Annotated in this window: 18 protein-coding genes and 1 pseudogene; 14 read left to right on the top strand and 5 right to left on the bottom strand. The window is 66.2% G+C overall.

Features of this window, described 5'->3' with window-relative positions:
* The first annotated feature begins 80 nt into the window (after positions 1-80).
* Positions 81-419, top strand: a complete 339-nt coding sequence (locus ACE37J_RS06230; protein WP_409708684.1) for a GMC oxidoreductase — start codon at positions 81-83, stop codon at positions 417-419.
* Positions 420-509: 90 nt separating this feature from the next.
* Here ACE37J_RS06230 and ACE37J_RS06225 read toward each other — a convergent pair whose 3' ends face one another.
* The 3 genes from ACE37J_RS06225 to ACE37J_RS06215 are packed head-to-tail and all read right to left on the bottom strand — an operon-like array spanning position 510 to position 3,282.
* Positions 510-1,283: an SDR family NAD(P)-dependent oxidoreductase gene (locus ACE37J_RS06225; RefSeq protein WP_409708681.1), complete on the bottom strand. Its 774-nt coding sequence runs from the start codon at positions 1,281-1,283 to the stop codon at positions 510-512.
* A gap of 38 nt (positions 1,284-1,321) precedes the next feature.
* The gene (locus ACE37J_RS06220) at positions 1,322-2,518 is read right to left on the bottom strand and encodes a CaiB/BaiF CoA transferase family protein (RefSeq protein WP_409708678.1); all 1,197 of its coding nucleotides are present in this window, start codon (positions 2,516-2,518) and stop codon (positions 1,322-1,324) included.
* An 11-nt stretch (positions 2,519-2,529) separates the two neighbouring features.
* A complete protein-coding gene (locus ACE37J_RS06215) occupies positions 2,530-3,282 on the bottom strand; it encodes a MaoC family dehydratase N-terminal domain-containing protein (RefSeq protein ID WP_409708675.1) in 753 nt (250 codons plus the stop codon).
* A 342-nt stretch (positions 3,283-3,624) separates the two neighbouring features.
* Between ACE37J_RS06215 and ACE37J_RS06210 the strand changes: the two genes are divergently transcribed.
* The 3 genes from ACE37J_RS06210 to ACE37J_RS06200 are packed head-to-tail and all read left to right on the top strand — an operon-like array spanning position 3,625 to position 5,716.
* Complete coding sequence (locus ACE37J_RS06210; protein WP_409708672.1) at positions 3,625-4,026, top strand: VOC family protein; 402 nt, start codon at positions 3,625-3,627, stop codon at positions 4,024-4,026.
* Between the two features lie 31 nt (positions 4,027-4,057).
* Positions 4,058-4,843: an SDR family NAD(P)-dependent oxidoreductase gene (locus ACE37J_RS06205; RefSeq protein WP_409708671.1), complete on the top strand. Its 786-nt coding sequence runs from the start codon at positions 4,058-4,060 to the stop codon at positions 4,841-4,843.
* 39 nt (positions 4,844-4,882) lie between these two features.
* Positions 4,883-5,716 carry an IclR family transcriptional regulator gene (locus ACE37J_RS06200; protein WP_409708668.1) on the top strand — a complete coding sequence of 278 codons (834 nt, stop codon included), beginning with the start codon at positions 4,883-4,885 and terminating at the stop codon, positions 5,714-5,716.
* A 55-nt stretch (positions 5,717-5,771) separates the two neighbouring features.
* Here the strand turns inward: ACE37J_RS06200 and ACE37J_RS06195 are convergent, their stop codons facing one another.
* A complete protein-coding gene (locus ACE37J_RS06195; RefSeq protein ID WP_409708665.1) occupies positions 5,772-5,939 on the bottom strand; it encodes a hypothetical protein in 168 nt (55 codons plus the stop codon).
* Positions 5,940-6,498: 559 nt separating this feature from the next.
* Between ACE37J_RS06195 and ACE37J_RS06190 the strand changes: the two are divergent.
* Both ACE37J_RS06190 and ACE37J_RS06185 read left to right on the top strand, forming a co-directional pair.
* Positions 6,499-6,864, top strand: a pseudogene (locus ACE37J_RS06190) (transposase); the annotation flags it as partial.
* 7 nt (positions 6,865-6,871) lie between these two features.
* A complete protein-coding gene (locus ACE37J_RS06185; protein ID WP_409708705.1) occupies positions 6,872-7,090 on the top strand; it encodes a transposase in 219 nt (72 codons plus the stop codon).
* Here ACE37J_RS06185 and ACE37J_RS06180 read toward each other — a convergent pair.
* Entirely contained in the window at positions 7,087-8,007 is a 921-nt protein-coding gene (locus ACE37J_RS06180; RefSeq protein WP_409708662.1) for a LysR substrate-binding domain-containing protein, read from the bottom strand. The two genes, ACE37J_RS06185 and ACE37J_RS06180, sit on opposite strands and share 4 nt — an antisense overlap.
* A 100-nt stretch (positions 8,008-8,107) precedes the next feature.
* On the opposite strand from ACE37J_RS06180, the gene ACE37J_RS06175 reads away from it, so the two are divergent.
* The 8 genes from ACE37J_RS06175 to mnhG are packed head-to-tail and all read left to right on the top strand — an operon-like array spanning position 8,108 to position 14,782.
* Positions 8,108-9,064, top strand: coding sequence for a universal stress protein (locus tag ACE37J_RS06175; protein ID WP_409708659.1), 957 nt, complete (start codon positions 8,108-8,110; stop codon positions 9,062-9,064).
* Between the two features lie 3 nt (positions 9,065-9,067).
* Positions 9,068-11,365 carry a putative monovalent cation/H+ antiporter subunit A gene (locus ACE37J_RS06170; protein ID WP_409708656.1) on the top strand — a complete coding sequence of 766 codons (2,298 nt, stop codon included), beginning with the start codon at positions 9,068-9,070 and terminating at the stop codon, positions 11,363-11,365.
* Positions 11,362-11,781, top strand: a complete 420-nt coding sequence (locus ACE37J_RS06165) for a Na+/H+ antiporter subunit B (protein WP_409708653.1) — start codon at positions 11,362-11,364, stop codon at positions 11,779-11,781. The genes ACE37J_RS06170 and ACE37J_RS06165 overlap by 4 nt, the downstream gene beginning before the upstream one ends.
* Positions 11,781-12,158, top strand: a complete 378-nt coding sequence (locus ACE37J_RS06160; RefSeq protein WP_409708650.1) for a Na+/H+ antiporter subunit C — start codon at positions 11,781-11,783, stop codon at positions 12,156-12,158. The genes ACE37J_RS06165 and ACE37J_RS06160 overlap by 1 nt, the downstream gene beginning before the upstream one ends.
* Positions 12,155-13,654, top strand: coding sequence for a Na+/H+ antiporter subunit D (locus tag ACE37J_RS06155; RefSeq protein ID WP_409708647.1), 1,500 nt, complete (start codon positions 12,155-12,157; stop codon positions 13,652-13,654). The genes ACE37J_RS06160 and ACE37J_RS06155 overlap by 4 nt, the downstream gene beginning before the upstream one ends.
* Complete coding sequence (locus ACE37J_RS06150; RefSeq protein WP_409708645.1) at positions 13,651-14,136, top strand: Na+/H+ antiporter subunit E; 486 nt, start codon at positions 13,651-13,653, stop codon at positions 14,134-14,136. The genes ACE37J_RS06155 and ACE37J_RS06150 overlap by 4 nt, the downstream gene beginning before the upstream one ends.
* Positions 14,133-14,450 (top strand): monovalent cation/H+ antiporter complex subunit F, encoded by a 318-nt coding sequence (locus ACE37J_RS06145; protein ID WP_409708642.1) that lies wholly within the window; start codon positions 14,133-14,135, stop codon positions 14,448-14,450. Before ACE37J_RS06150 ends, ACE37J_RS06145 begins: the two co-directional genes overlap by 4 nt.
* Positions 14,447-14,782: a monovalent cation/H(+) antiporter subunit G gene (gene mnhG / locus ACE37J_RS06140; protein WP_409708639.1), complete on the top strand. Its 336-nt coding sequence runs from the start codon at positions 14,447-14,449 to the stop codon at positions 14,780-14,782. Before ACE37J_RS06145 ends, mnhG begins: the two co-directional genes overlap by 4 nt.
* The last annotated feature ends 93 nt before the right edge of the window (positions 14,783-14,875 follow it).

Here is a 14,875-nt window from a genome sequence, read left to right as displayed (position 1 = left end):
AAGGGCTTCGCGTCTCCGGCGGTTGCTCAACCCGCGCCCTACGGCGTAACAGAAAAGGCCAAGGCTCCAATCGCCGCTGGATGAAAGTTCAGTGGCAGGTCAGCATCGCCCGCGAGATCGCGGCAGCCCCGGCCCTGAAGCCTTACGTAGTTGCGGAAATCGCGCCGGGCCGCGAACTGGCGGGCGAGGAACTGACCCAGTTCATCCGCAACGGGGCCACAACCTATTTCCACGCCTCGGGAGCCTGCCGGATGGGCGCGGATGACGGGGCGGTCGTCGACCCGGAACTCCGCGTGAACGGGGTCCGGAACCTGAGGATCGCGGACAGCTCGATCATGCCGCGCATCGTCTCGGTCCCGACCATGCCCGCCTGCGCGATGATCGGCGTCAAGACCGCGGACCTTCTCGCGAAGGCCTGATCGCTCCGGCCTCGCTGACCTCGCATAGCGGACGGGCCGCGATCCTTCGGGATGCGATCCGTTCCGAAACAGCAGGCGTACCTCAGCGGCTCAATGGATGTGGCTGCCGCCGTTCACGTCGATAACCGCGCCCGTCACATAGGCTGAGAGTTCGGATGCGAGGAAGAGGCAGGCCCCGGCGATGTCCGACGGCCGGCCGGCCCGGCGCAGCGGGATTTGCGCAACAACGCGCTGGAACATTTCGTCGTCGACATTGCCGTCGAGCATCCCGGTCTCCGTCATGGACGGGCAGATGACGTTGGCGCGCACGCCCTTCGGGCCGTATTCCCGGGCGATCGCCTTCGTGAGGCTGATCACGCCGCCTTTCGAGGCGGCGTAGTGCGCGCCGCCGACCAGGCCGCCGCCCCGCTGCGCCGCGACCGAAGCGAGGTTGATGATCGAGCCGCCCTCCTTCTCCGCGAGGATTGCGAGGACGCTGCGGCAAATGTTGAACGCGCCCTTGAGGTTCACCCCGATCATGCGGTCGAACTCGGCTTCGGAGGTCGAAAGCAGGTCATGCGATGCGACGATGCCGGCGCAGTTAACGAGGCAGTCCACGGTCCCGAAGCGATCCGCGATCTCCGCGACGACCTTGTCGCATTCCTCGGTTTTCCGGATGTCGCAGCGCCAGGCGGCGAGGCGCGGGGCGGCGCCGGCGCGTGCGGTGATCCGCTCCGCGAGTTCGATCTCCGTTCGGTCGCCGACGGCGACGTCGAGGACGGCGATGGCCGCTCCATTCGCGGCGAAGAGCTCGGCGACAGCGAAGCCTATGCTTCGCGGCGACGCCGCTCCTGTGACGACGCAAACCTTGTTCTCGAGGAGCATTGTCTCATTCCCTTCCGATTGGCGGCGGCGCGCCCGGTTCAGGTCGCGCCTTCATGAACGTGCGCCGCGCCGGACCGGAGCAGGCGCTCGATCTCTTCGTCGCTGAAGCCGAGGTCCCGGAGGATCGGCCCGGTTTCCCAGCCGATCGGCTGCGCGGGGGCGCCGTCGGGCGGATACGCGTCTCCGAACTTCGTCGTCGGCCGGATGGCGACGACTTCGCCCTCGGTCGGGTGCATCTCGGACCGGAGCAGGCCGACGGCGCGCAGGTGCTCGTCTCCTGCAAGGCTGTCGAGCGTGTGACAAGGCATCGCCGCGATGTCGGCGGCGGTGAAGATCGCCAGCCATTCCGCGCTGGTCCGGCCCGTCAGCGGCGCCCCGCGAACGACGAACCACTCCGAAACGTGCTCGGCCCGCGCGGCCACGGTCGCGAAGCGAGCGTCGTCCAGAAGGTCATGGCGCCCCACGGCCTCAAGGAAGGCCCGCACCTGAGCGTCGGTATTGACCGTGAAGGAGATCCACCCGTCCGAGGTCCGCACCGGGCGATTGTGCGGGCTGAGCAATCTTTGGTCGCCCGGCGGTCCCACAGGTGGCGCAAAGCTCGTCTGCGCCATGTGTTCCTGCAGCACAAAAGCGGCCATCGTCTCGAACATCGGGACCTCGACAAGGCCGCCGCGGCCCGAGACGCCGCGCTGGATCAGGGCTGCGAGGATGGCGCCCACCGCGATCTCGCCCACGACATGGTCGCAGATCAGCAGCGGGACGTAGGCCGGAGCGCCCTCGCGGGCAAGCGCAAGGCCGGCGAGCCCGGCCGCCCCCTGAACGACGCTGTCATAGGTCGGGCGCCCGGCATAGGGGCCGTCCGTCCCGTAGCCGGTGATCAGGCAGTAAACGACCTCCGGCCTCGCGGCGAGCACGGTCTCCGCGTCCAGTCCGAGGCGCTTCAGCGCCTCGGGGCGCATGTTCGCCACGATGACATCCGACGTCCCGACGAGCCGATCCATGACCTCGCGTGCGTGAGGCGCCTTGAGGTTGAGGCAAATGTTGCGTTTGCCGCGATTCATATGGAGGTAGGCGCCCGAGTGCCGGCCGGTCGGCGACAGCCCGCCGAGGCCGCGCATCAGGTCGCCCTGCGGGCTCTCGACCTTCACGATCTCCGCGCCGTACTGCGCCAGCCGCCAGGTCGCGACCGGGCCGACGACAACGCTGGTCAGGTCGAGAACGCGAACGCCGCTCAAGGGGGAAAACGTCATCGAACCTCGACCTCCATTTCGGCTGCAAGCCTCGCGTGGTCGTCCATCGCCGCGACCCGCCATCCGTCGCTCGTGCGAAAGGCAGCGAGCGTGACCGGACGCCCGCAGTAAAGCGGCGCCAGGTGCTTGATGCGCCACGCGGTCGGCTGCACGCCGATCTCGCCTCGCACGAGTTCGGTCATCAGGAGCGCGACGAGCCCGCCGTTAACGACAAGGTCCGGATGGCCCTCGACGCCGGTCGCATAGCTCCGGTCGAGATGAATCCGGTGAGAATTGAAGCCGAGCGCCGAGTACTGGAACAGCATCGTCTCGTCCGGCACGACCACCTTGCGAAACGTCGCGCCCGCCGCATCGAAGGCCGTCGGCCCTGCCGCGGCTTGCGACGACGCGCCTTTAAGGACGTACGTCGCCGACTCGACGATCGCGGCGACGCCGCCGGGCTCCGGGCTCAACCGTGTCTCCACCGTCGCGATCGCGATCGGGCCGGAAGCGGTCGTCTTGTGCTTGAGGTCTTTCAGTGAACTTTTCCGATAGACCTCCGCGCCGATCAGGATGTCCGCGAGAACCGTCACCGAGCGGCCGGCGAGAAGAAGCCGGGGCAGGCCAAGATCCGGCAACGGCGTTCCGAACCCCGGGAAGCCGTCCACCCGGAGGGCGGAGCGCGGGGTTTCCGCGGCGAGGAGCGCGAAATGCCATCCGCGCGGCAGGTGATGCGCGTCGGAGAGCGTCGCCGCGTCGATGTCGAGCATCGCGGCGATACGGCGGAGCAGCCCGCGCCCGCATGGCTCCGATCCTGAGGCGACTTCGTCTGCTCCGAGGCTCACTGGGCCCTCCCCGAACGTGTGATCGTCCACATTAAGCGAGATATCATATGTGATTTTTTAATTCCATATATGAATTCGCCTTGCATACGCCCGTGAGGCGCGCTAGGCATTCTGAGAAGCGAGCACGCAAGACAGAGTGTGCCTGCGGTCAGGGTCGACGCTGCGTTTCGAATCGTCCCGCCCCTTGGGTGTGTTCGATGGCCCGGGTCGCTGAAATAACGGTCGCCAGTAGAAACGTCGGGCCATGCCGAGCGAACGGAGACGAACATGAAGCTCACCTATCACCACATGAACATCTGCACAGAGAATGTGAAGCGCTCGTCCGAATTCTATCGGTCGATTTTCGATCTTTCTTCCGTTGATTACGCTAGGGTGAACACGGACGAGGGCTATAGCGGTAATGTCGACTTCGTCACTGACGGCGCCGTCGAGTTTCATATCGCTCGCCGCGACGTCGATCTCGGCTTCAAGATGAAGCACGCGATCAATCCGCTGGACCGCGGCCATTTCTGCTTCCGCACCGACGACATCGAGGGCTTCAAGCGGCGGCTCGAGGCCAGGCAGATCCCGTATTCGGATTATGGAACATGGGCGATGGCGGGCTGGTACCAGATCTTCTTTCACGACCCCGACGGCAACATCATCGAGGTCCACCAGACCGGAAAGTGACTGCAAGAGAGAGTAATGCGCAGACGTCGTCATGGGCGGGGAGACCGGAGCGATGGGAAGACTGACTTCCAAAGTGGCCTTCATCACCGGGGGCGGGGGCGGGATCGGCCGTGCGACGGCTGAACGCTTTGCGTCCGAGGGCGCAAAGGTCATCATCGCCGAGATCGACGGCGCGCTCGGCGAGGCGGCGGCCGCCGCGGCGGGCGCAAGTGCGAAGGACGGCGGCGACGCAGTTTTCCTCCCTTGCGACGTCACCGACGAGGCCAGCGTCAGGAGCGCCGTCGCCATGACGCTCGATCACTTCGGTCGGCTCGACATCCTGCACAACAACGCGGGCGGAGCCACACCGGCGGATGGCCCGGTGACGGAAGTCTCTGCGGAGGAATTCTGGCGGGCGATCCGGCTCGACCTGTTCGGCACGTTCCTCTGCTCGAAGGTCGCTATCCCCGAGATCGCTCGGACGGGCGGCGGATCGGTGATCAACATGTCCTCGGTCGTCGCGATGATCGCGATGCCGGGCCGGGATTGCTACACGGCGGCCAAGGGCGGGATTCATGCGCTGACACGCTCGATGGCGGTCGAATATGCGCCGGCCGGCATTCGCGTGAACGCGATCGCGCCTGCGGTTACGCTTTCGGATCGGGTGAAAAAGCAGCTCGAAGGCAACCCTGCGACCGAGGCGATGGCGAAGCAGCACCTGCTCGGTTTGATCGAACCGGTCTACATCGCCGAGCTCGCAGTCTATCTCGCCTCCGATGAATCCGCGAGGACAACGGGCCAGATCATCCCGATCGACAGCGGGGTCACGGTCCAATAGCGCAGGATCGGTTCGCAAGCGGCTTGAGAGAGGAGTCCGATGGACGCAAATGAAGCCGAGGCCGACCTGAGCGGCAAAGCGAGGCATAGGTCCAGCGGCTCGCACGCAGCCGCAACTCGCGCCGCCCCCGCGCTTGAAAAGGGGCTCGATATCCTGGAACTCCTCTGCCAGAGCGCCGCCCCGATGTCGCAGAAAGAGATTGCTCAGCGCCTCGGCCGCAGCGTCAGCGAACTCTACCGGATGCTGCTCTGCCTCGTGGAGCGCGGGTATGTCGTGAGCACCGACGAGAGATACGCGATCACCACGAAGCTCTTCGAACTCGCGCATGCGAGCCCGCCGACGCGGCGCCTGCTGATCGCCGCGGAGCCGATCATGCAGCGGCTCTCGGACGCGCTGGACCAGTCATGCCATCTGACCGTCTATCACAAGGGCAGGCAGATCGCGCTGGCGAAGGTGGATAGCCCGAGCGGCATCGGCTACAGCATCCGGGTCGGGGCGGAGCTGGATGTGATCGTCTCGGCGTCAGGCAGGGTGCATCTCGCCTTCCAGGACGAAACCACGACGCGGTTCCGCATCGAGGAGGCGCTCCGCCGGCGGCCCGATCATGCCGTTGCGGACATCGCGGCGATCCTTGAGGCGGTGAGGCGGCGGGGCTTCGAGTCGATCCCGAGCATCCAGGTCCGCGGCCTTCATGCGGCCAGCTTTCCTGTCCTAGGCGCAAACGGCTACGCGATCGCCGCGCTGACCGTGCCCTTCGCGGAACGCATCGACCAGCCGGACGGCGTGACAATGATCGACGTAGAGCGCGAACTGCGCGCGGCGGCCCATGACTTGTCCATCCGCATGGGGGCCAGCGTAAGCGAGGGGCATTGACCGCTCGTACGGCCTGCGCGGGGGAAACGGCCGTCGTCGCGGCGGCCGCTTCACCTCAGTCCGCATCCGCCACGCCCCGCCGAATGTCGCGACGCATCTGCATCGTATAGGTGGCGTAGTCCACTTCCAGCGCGTAGCGCTCGCTTCCCAGATAGGTCGCGCGCTGCGTATCCCGGTGTCGCGCGACCTCGGCCCGCTGCCGCGACGGTTCCGGCAAGCGCATCCGGCCGGATAGTAGATCGCCAATCCACTTCCCCTGAACTTCGACGAGTGAGGTGGTCCCTATTTCCTGGACAGTGTGGCGGCTCTGCTGCCCTTGACCCTGTTTCCCTTACGCCGCCAGTCTGAGCCCGTCTCCGCCGCCATGGGAGAGGTGGTTCGGTTTGTTTGAACAGCTTCCGGGCTGCCGTTAAGTGGATATCCGCTCTGGTTACGCCGCCGCCGGGATTGGCGTCGGCTGGTTGAGATGGGCCTGGTCGTGATTGGCCAGAAGCTCGGTCAGGTCCATGGTCGTCTTGGTCATCCGCTGGCCGGCAGGGCATTGCGCAGCAATGTCCCGAGAGGCGGGGTCCTCTGTGGTCCGTGGTTGAAGTCGCCAAACTCCACCTCGACCATACACCTCGATGGCCACCCGGGATCACACCGCCGATGGCGATGAAATTACACCACGTGCTCGGACGCTAACCTGAACGGCATCTTCTGGCGCTTGCGAAAGGGGGCGCCCTCGCCGGACATACCGGAGCGCTGTGGCCCTCATACGACCTGCGTGAACCGCTTAACCGATGGCGCCGGGCGGGCCATTGGGCGCACATTCTGGATGCGGTGTCAGCGGCTTACGATGGCGACATCCAGATTATCGATTCCTCGTCTGTCCGCGTCCATCAGCACGCCGCCTACGGTTAAAAAAAGATCTCCGATCCCGTTGCATGGGTCGCTCACGCGGCGGCCTGACGACGAAGATCCATGCGCTGGTCGGCGCCAAGGGGCGGCCGATCCGGCTCAGACTCACCGAAGGTCAGGCCCATGACCGCCGCTCGGCGGCGGACATGTTCGACACCGTGCAGGCCGGCGGCGTCCTGCTCGGCGACCGCGGCTACGATAGAGAAGTGCTCCGCGCCGACCTGACAGCGCGGCTCCTGGGCCAACATCCGGCCGATGCCGAACCGCGTGAACGTCCCGTCCTTCAGTCCATGGCTCTATCGGACGCGCATCGCCGTCGAGCGTTTCTTCAACACGCTCAAGCAATTCCGCGTCGTCGCCACGCGATACGACAAGCGCGCCGACAATTTCCTCGCCTCAATCCAACTCGCTTCCATCCGCATCCGGCTGCGGAGTTACGAGTCGGTCGGTGACCTAGTGGCCCGAGGCGTCTAGCTGAAGACGAAGACCTCCGGCGCACGTCGTCTCAGTATCGCGCTGATCGCCGTGGCGAGCTCCTGGAACTCGGCCTCCCGCGCCGTGCTGCGCCGCCACGCCATGCCGATCGTGCGCGATGGCGGCGCATTGCGGAACGGGCGCGCCAAGACGATGTCCTGATGTGCGACCTCGGACTTGACGTAGAGCGCGGGAAGCAGCGAGAGCCCCATGCCCATCGCCACCATCTGGCGCAGCGTGTCCAGCGACGTGCCCTCGAAATCGTGCGAGAGATGCGCGCCGCACTGATCGCAGATGCGCCGCACCTGTTCGTAGAGCCTGTGCCCTGGCTCGAGGGCGAGGATCGTCTCGCCTCTCAGCATTTCGGGCACGATGGCGTCAACGGCGGCGAGAGGATGATCCGCCGGCATCGCGACGAGGAGGGGCTCCCGGAAGAGCGAGAGCGAGTCGAACTCTGCGCCGCGGACCGGCATCGGAAAGAGAAGCAGGTCGAGCGCGCCCGACGAGAGGCCCTGGAGCAGATGGTCCGCAAGCCCTTCGCGCACATAGAGCTTCAGGCTCGGATGGCTCTCGTGCAGTTCCGGCACGATCAGGGGGAAGAGATAGGAGCCCAGCGACTGCACGACGCCGACCTTGATCGTGCTCCGCAGCGTCCCGTGGTGGAGCGCCGCGAGGGTCCGGATTTCGTCGACCTCTCGCAGCGCGCGTCGCGCATGCGCGGCGACGCTCTCGCCGAGCGGAGTGATGACCACGCGCGAGCGGTTTCGCTCGACCAGCACCGCTCCCAGCCGGGTCTCAAGCTCCTTCAATTGCGCGCTGAGCGTCGGCTGGGAGACGTGGCACGCCTCGGCCGCCCGGCGAAAGTGCCGGGTCTCGGTGACGGCGACGAGATAGCGGAGCTGCTGCAGGCTGGGCACGTGACCTCCTTATAGTGAATCTCTATCACTATGGATCGAACTTTTCATTGGATCGATCAAGCCGCCGACCCAGATTCTCGCTTCGAGGGGAGAAGAGCGGATGCATCGTTTCAGGAACATACTGGTCGTCGTCGATCGCGACGGGGCCTCGGAGGCGCTGTTGGCGCGCGCGTCCGAGATTGCGCGCGTGAATGGCGGCGCCCTGACACTGGTCGATGCGCTCGATTCAGCGCCCGGAGAGCTCGCGAAGATCTTCGCCGCCTTGCCGGGCGTGCGCGCGAACGCTCTCGAGGAATCGGTGGTGCGCGCGCATCGGGACCGTCTCGACGAGGTCGCCGAACCCCTTCGTGCAGCGGGCCTACCGGTCGGGGTCGAGGTTCTCCTCGGCGTCGACTTCATCGAAACGATCCGCCATGTCCTGCGGAACGATATCGATCTCGTCCTGAAGGACGCCTATCAGTCGCCGGACCGCCTTTCGCTCCGCAGCGGCGACCTGCACCTGCTGCGCAAATGCCCGTGCCCTGTGTGGATACTGAACGGCGTGAAGGAGCCGACCGTGCGGCGCATCATGGCGGCGGTCGATCCCGACCCGGACGATCCGATCCGCGACGCTCTCAACCATACCGTGTTGGAAGTGGCCACGTCTCTCGCGCGACGAGACGGCGCCAAACTCGACGTGGTAAACGCGTGGCGGCTCCCGGAGGAATCAACCTTGCGCTACAGTCGCGCGCGCCTGCCCGAAGAAGAAGTGGACGCGCTCGTGGCGGAGCGCGAGCGCCAGAGCGCCTGGCGCCTGAACGCGCTCGCCCGCGATTTCTGCGCTTTTTCCGACCTGATGAGAGTCATCCACGCGCCGGGCGCGGCCGCGGATGTCCTGATCGAGCACGCCGCCAACGAGCGCGTCGACCTTCTCGTTCTGGGCACGCTGGCGCGCACGGGGCTGGCGGGGCTGGTCATCGGGAACACCGCCGAGACCGTGTTGAGCCGCGTCGATTGCTCGGTGCTGACGGTCAAGCCGCGCGGCTTCGTCTCGCCGGTTACGCTCGAGGATAGCTGAGCAATGGGCGTTGCGGCTTCGAAGGGCGGAAAGGGATCCGCCGGGTGGATCGGTCTCGCCCCGGCGGCGTTGTCCGCAGCCCTGTTCGTCTGGTTCGCTTCGCTCGCCCCGTCCGTCGCCGACGGCGAGACGCTGCGGGTCGCGTGGAGCTGGGCTCCGTCGCTCGGCGTCTCGCTGAGCTTTCTCGTCGACGGGCTGAGCCTGACCTTCGCGCTCCTGATCACCGGGATAGGCGCGCTCGTCTTTCTCTATTCGAACACCTATCTCGCAGGTCATCCGCAATTCGGCCGCTTCGCCCTGTTTCTCACGGCTTTCATGCTGTCGATGCTTGGGCTGGTGCTCGCCGACAACCTGATCGCGCTCTTCGTTTTCTGGGAGTTGACGACGGTCACGTCCTACCTCCTGATCGGTTTCGGACACGAGACGGCGAAGGGCCGCCGGTCCGCCCTTCAGGCGCTCTTCGTCACCGGCGCGGGCGCGCTTGCGCTGCTGGCCGGCTTCATCCTCCTCGGCTTCACGGCGGGCACGTTCGAACTCTCGGAGATCCTCGCGCAAGGCGACGCGCTCAAGGCCCATGCGCTCTATCTGCCGATCCTGATCCTGATACTGGCCGGAGCTTTCACGAAATCCGCCCAGTTTCCGTTCCATTTCTGGCTGCCGAACGCGATGGCGGCGCCGACGCCTGTCTCCGCCTTCCTCCATTCCGCGACGATGGTGAAGGCGGGGGTCTATCTCATGGCGCGCCTCCATCCCGGCATGTCGGGGACAGACGCCTGGCTTTGGACGCTGACTGTCGCCGGGGCGTTCACCGCCGTCTTCGCAAGCCTGATGGCGCTGCGGCAGACCGACCTGAAGCAGGCGCTCGCCTACACCACGCTGATGGCGCTCGGCACGTTGACCCTCCTGCTCGGGCAGGAATCGGGTTATGCGATGACGGCCTTCGCAACGTTCCTGATCGTGCATTCGCTCTACAAGGCGAGTCTCTTCCTGATGGTCGGCTGCATCGACCATGCGACGGGCACGCGCGAGGCGGGCATACTTGGCGGGCTGGCGCGGGCGATGCCGGTCACCTGCTTCGCGGCGGGACTCGCGGCCCTTTCGATGGCCGGATTCCCGCCCTTCCTGGGCTTCATCGGAAAGGAGCTGAAATATGCCGGCGCGCTGGCCGTGGGCTCAGAGCCGATCCTCGTCGCCGGCGCCATGCTGGCGGCCAATGCGCTGATGTTCGCCGTAGCCGGCGTGGTGGCCTTCAAGCCGTTCTGGCGCCCCGCCGGAGGCGCGCTGCCGCATGCGCCGCACGAGGCTCCCTGGCCGATGCTGGCGGGGCCCGCGCTTCTGGCCGTGCTCGGCGCGATCTTCGGGCTCTACCCCGATATCTTGCAAAGGACTCTGGTCGATCCGACGGTGGCGTCGCTTCTCGGCGCGACCGGGGACGCCAAGACGTTGCAGCTCTGGGCCGGGGTCAACCTGCCGCTGATCCTGTCGATCGCGACTGTTGCGCTCGGCCTTGCGCTATACCTCGCGCATGAACGAATCCGCGCGGCCCTGGCGCGCGCGGTCGAGGCCGCGCCCGGCTTCGACGCAGGATGGGACCGCTTCCTCGACGGGCTCAAGGCCTTCGCGGCCTGGCAGACCCGCCTGATTCAGGGGGGCGTCCTGCGAACCTATATCTTTGCGACCTTCGCGACGGTTCTTGTCGGGCTCGCCGGAACGATGGCGGCGAAGGGGCTCTGGCCCTCGGCGCCGGACCTCTCGCTGGCGAACTGGCGGATCCTCGCCCTTGTCGCGCTGATCGTCGCCGGCGCGCTCCTGACGGCGATCACCACATCGCGGATCGCGGCCATGGCCTCGCTCGGGGTGGTGGGGATCGGCGTCGCGATGATCTTCATCACCTTCGGCGCGCCGGACGTGGCGATCACGCAGCTCCTGGTCGAGACGCTGGTCATCGTTCTGGCGGCGGTCGCGCTCCTCCGCCTCCCGGTGCTGGACGGGCCGGGCGAGCGCGACCGTCGCCCGCGGGACGCCGCGCTCGCCCTCGGCGTCGGCTCTGTCGTGACGGCGATCCTGCTTCTGGTCCTGGAAACGCCGCTTGATCGCCGGCTCACCGACTTCTTCGAGACGGCAAGCTGGCCCGAGGCATTCGGCCGCAACATCGTGAACGTGATCCTTGTGGATTTCCGGGCGCTCGACACGTTCGGCGAGGTCGCGGTCGTGATGGTCGCGGGGCTCGCGGCCTACGCGCTGCTCCGGACGACGGCTGAGCCGCGCGAGACCACGGCGGACAAGGGGGATCCGAAGTGAACTCGATCATTCTGCGCGCGGGGACGAGGGCGCTTTCCGGCCTTCTGCTGCTCTTCTCCGTCTACATGCTCCTTCGCGGCCACAACGAGCCGGGCGGCGGCTTCATCGGCGGGCTGATCGGCGCGACGGGCTTCGTGCTCTACGCCATTGCGATCGGCGCCACGGAGGCGCGGACGGCGCTGCGCGCGCAGCCGCAGAACATCGCGGCGGTAGGGCTCGGGATCGCGCTGCTGTCCGGCCTCGCCGCGGCGCTGTTCGGCGACGCGTTCTTCACCGGGCAGTGGCTCTTCCTCGGCGCCACGGAGACCGACAAGGGGCTGCCGCTCTCGACGGTTCTGGTGTTCGACATCGGGGTCTATCTCGTTGTGTTCGGCTCGGTCCTGACCCTCGCCTTCGCCATGGAGGAGGAGATCTGATGGAAGCGCTCCTCGCCCTTGCGATCGGCGTCCTTGTGGCGGCCGCAGTCTATCTGATGCTTGCGCGCAACCTTCTGCGCTTCATCTTCGGCCTCGTGCTCATCTCAAATGCCGCGAATCTCACGATCTTCACGGCCGGCCGTCTGGTCGAAGGCGCGCCGCCGCTCGTGCCGGTGGGGCTCGACGCGCCCGCCGGTACTGTCGCCAACGCGCTTCCGCAGGCCCTCGTGCTGACCGCTATCGTGATCGGCTTCGGGCTCTTCGCCTTCGCGCTGACGCTGATGTTCCGCGCCTACACGACGCTCGGCACCCTTAACGGCGACGAGATGCGCGTGGCGGAGCCGCGCGAGCCCGGAGAAGGGAGCGCGCTGCGATGAGCTGGCTTCTTGCGGCGCCAATCGCGCTGCCGTTCCTGACGGCGGTGCTCGCCTTCCTCTTCCGCTCCGGCCCGGCCGGACGGCGGATCAGCGTCGCCGGAAACGCGGCGCTGCTCGCCGCCGCCGTCGCCCTCATGGCCGAGACGCTGCGCGAGGGCGTGATCGCAGTGCAGGTCGGCGAATGGGCGGCGCCCTTCGGGATCACGCTCGTCGCGGACCTCCTGAGCGCCGTCATGGTCGTCATCACCGCGATCACCGCGCTTGCGGTCTCCGTCTACGCGCTCGAGGATATCGGGGAGCGGGCGGAGCGGCTCGGCTATCACGCGCTCTTCAACGTCCTGATCGCCGGCGTCTGCGGCGCCTTCCTGACGGGCGACCTCTTCAATCTCTACGTCTGGTTCGAGGTGATGCTCATCTCCTCGTTCGGCCTCCTCATCCTCGGCGGCAGCAAGGCGCAGATCGACGGCGGGGTGAAGTATGTCGCCCTCAACATGATCTCGACAATCCTCTTCCTGTCGGGCGTCGGCCTTCTCTACGGCATGACGGGAACGCTCAACATGGCGGATCTGGCGCGAACGGTGCCGGCGCTGGAGGATCAGGGGCTCGTCACCCTGATCGCCGTGATGTTCATGATCGCCTTCGGCGTGAAGGCGGCGGTCTTTCCGCTCTTCTTCTGGCTTCCGGCCTCCTATCACACCCCGGCCTTCTCGGTTTCCGCGGTGTTCGCGGGCCTCCTCACCAAGGTCGGGGTCTACGCGCTGATACGGATGTTCACGCTGGTCTTCGATGGCGATGTCGGCTTTACCCACCAGATCCTGCTCTGGGTCGCGGCGCTGACGATGCTGACCGGCGTTCTGGGCGCGGCGGCGCAGAACGACATTCGTCGCATTCTCTCGTTCCACATCGTGAGCCAGATCGGCTACATGATCATGGGCCTCGCGCTTCTCACGCCGTTGGCGCTCGCCGGGGCTGTGTTCTATCTCGTGCACCACATCATCGTGAAGGCGAACCTCTTCCTGATCGCGGGCGTCGCCGAGCGTGTCGCAGGATCGACGGAGCTTTCCCGCATCGGCGGGCTCTACAAGTCCGCTCCCTTGCTGGCGGTATTGTTCCTGGTCCCGGCCTTTTCACTTGCGGGCTTCCCTCCGCTTTCCGGCTTCTGGGCGAAATACATCCTCGTCGCCGCCGCCATCGAGATCGAAGGCTGGGTCATCGCCGCAGTTGCCCTCACGGTCGGCCTCCTCACGATCTACTCGATGACAAAGATCTGGGCCGAGGCGTTCTGGAAGGCGCACCCGGAGGGTCTGGAGCCGGCGCTGACCCGCCTCTCGCCGGGCGCCCGCGTGCGGCTTCTCACGCCTGTCGCGGCGCTGGCGGGCCTCACGCTTGTCATCGGCTTCTTTCCGGAGCCCTTCGTCGCCTTCGCCGAACGCGCGGCCGGTCAACTTCTTGACCCTTCAGCCTACGTGACGGCAGTGCTCGGAGCCGACTCATGACCAACTTCGCCGCCAATCTCGTTCTCGCCGCCGCCTGGTCTATCTTTTTCGGCGGCTTCACCTGGCTGACCCTGTGTTCCGGCTTCGTCGCGGGCTACGTGGTTCTGTGGCTGCTTCAGCCGTTGACCGGAACGCGGTCGAGTTACTTCCTTCGCGTCTGGTACTGGGTGAAGCTGATCGTCCTCTTTCTCTACGAGCTTGTCGTCTCGAGCCTCGAAGTGTTCTGGGATGTGATCACGCCGACCCATCGCTCGCGCCCCGCGATCATCGACATGCCGCTCGACGTGCGGTCCGATACCGGCATCCTGCTCGTGACGAACCTGATCTCGCTCACGCCGGGCACGCTCAGCATCGATGTGAGCGAGGATCGGAAGACGCTGAAGGTGCACGCAATGTTCGCCGACGACCCGGAAGAGGTTCGCAGGACCCTGAAGACCGGGATGGAGAAATGGGTGATCGACGCCGTGGAGGAGAGGACATGACGGACCTGCTGGATCTGGCGGTGACGGCGGGCTACGTCGCCGTTCTCATTTCCGTAGGCTTCGCGCTCTGGCGCCTTGCCGCCGGCCCGAGCCTGCCGGACCGGGTCGTGGCGCTTGACATGATGACGGTGGCGATCGTTGCCTATTGCGGCCTCGCCGCAATTGACACCGCCGACGCGACCTTCCTCGATGTCGGGCTGGTGCTCGCGCTGGTCGGCTTCCTCGCGACAGTGGCGCTTGCCCGGTTCGCGGAACGTCAGGCGCTCAGACGGGGCGCGACGCCCGCCGCTACGGGGCAGGAGGGCGACAGATGAGCGAACTCGCGGTTCTCGCGCTCCTCCTGCTCGGGAGCGTCTTCACGATCGTCGCCGGGATCGGCGTCGTCCGACTTCCGGACGTGTTCACGAGGATGCATGCCTCGACGAAGGTAGGTACGCTCGGCTCCGGGCTGATCCTCGCCGGCGTCGCAGTCCATTTCGCTGATTCCGCCATCGTGTTGCGCTGCATCCTGATCGTGGTGTTTCTCCTGCTGACAGCTCCGATCGGCGCGCACATGATCGGCCGCGCCGCTTTGCGCATCGGCATTACGCCATGGGGAATCGCCTCACGCGGAGATGGCTCCAAGACCAAGCTGGACGCCGGTTAGACCGCGGCGCACGATAGAGAGGATTGTCGAGCGCAATCGCCAAACATGTCGATGCTCGGCGTTTCCCGAGTTAGACGCCATCTCTTGGGATTG

Source organism: Pikeienuella sp. (genome assembly GCF_046290545.1).
GTDB lineage: Bacteria > Pseudomonadota > Alphaproteobacteria > Rhodobacterales > Rhodobacteraceae > Pikeienuella.
Note: the sequence above shows the minus strand (reverse complement) of the source record. Positions and strands in the feature narration are given on the sequence as shown.

Excerpts from the sequence above, each read along its gene's own strand:
- ACE37J_RS06215 (WP_409708675.1), bottom strand. The coding sequence starts at position 3,282 with ATGCTCGACATCGACGCGGCGACGCTCTCCGACGCGCATCACCTGCCG.
- ACE37J_RS06230 (WP_409708684.1), top strand. The coding sequence starts at position 81 with ATGAAAGTTCAGTGGCAGGTCAGCATCGCCCGCGAGATCGCGGCAGCC.
- ACE37J_RS06155 (WP_409708647.1), top strand. The coding sequence starts at position 12,155 with ATGAGCTGGCTTCTTGCGGCGCCAATCGCGCTGCCGTTCCTGACGGCG.
- ACE37J_RS06200 (WP_409708668.1), top strand. The coding sequence starts at position 4,883 with ATGGACGCAAATGAAGCCGAGGCCGACCTGAGCGGCAAAGCGAGGCAT.
- ACE37J_RS06170 (WP_409708656.1), top strand. The coding sequence starts at position 9,068 with ATGGGCGTTGCGGCTTCGAAGGGCGGAAAGGGATCCGCCGGGTGGATC.
- ACE37J_RS06225 (WP_409708681.1), bottom strand. The coding sequence starts at position 1,283 with ATGCTCCTCGAGAACAAGGTTTGCGTCGTCACAGGAGCGGCGTCGCCG.
- mnhG (WP_409708639.1), top strand. The coding sequence starts at position 14,447 with ATGAGCGAACTCGCGGTTCTCGCGCTCCTCCTGCTCGGGAGCGTCTTC.
- ACE37J_RS06145 (WP_409708642.1), top strand. The coding sequence starts at position 14,133 with ATGACGGACCTGCTGGATCTGGCGGTGACGGCGGGCTACGTCGCCGTT.
- ACE37J_RS06150 (WP_409708645.1), top strand. The coding sequence starts at position 13,651 with ATGACCAACTTCGCCGCCAATCTCGTTCTCGCCGCCGCCTGGTCTATC.
- ACE37J_RS06185 (WP_409708705.1), top strand. The coding sequence starts at position 6,872 with ATGCCGAACCGCGTGAACGTCCCGTCCTTCAGTCCATGGCTCTATCGG.
- ACE37J_RS06210 (WP_409708672.1), top strand. The coding sequence starts at position 3,625 with ATGAAGCTCACCTATCACCACATGAACATCTGCACAGAGAATGTGAAG.
- ACE37J_RS06205 (WP_409708671.1), top strand. The coding sequence starts at position 4,058 with ATGGGCGGGGAGACCGGAGCGATGGGAAGACTGACTTCCAAAGTGGCC.
- ACE37J_RS06175 (WP_409708659.1), top strand. The coding sequence starts at position 8,108 with ATGCATCGTTTCAGGAACATACTGGTCGTCGTCGATCGCGACGGGGCC.
- ACE37J_RS06160 (WP_409708650.1), top strand. The coding sequence starts at position 11,781 with ATGGAAGCGCTCCTCGCCCTTGCGATCGGCGTCCTTGTGGCGGCCGCA.
- ACE37J_RS06195 (WP_409708665.1), bottom strand. The coding sequence starts at position 5,939 with ATGCGCTTGCCGGAACCGTCGCGGCAGCGGGCCGAGGTCGCGCGACAC.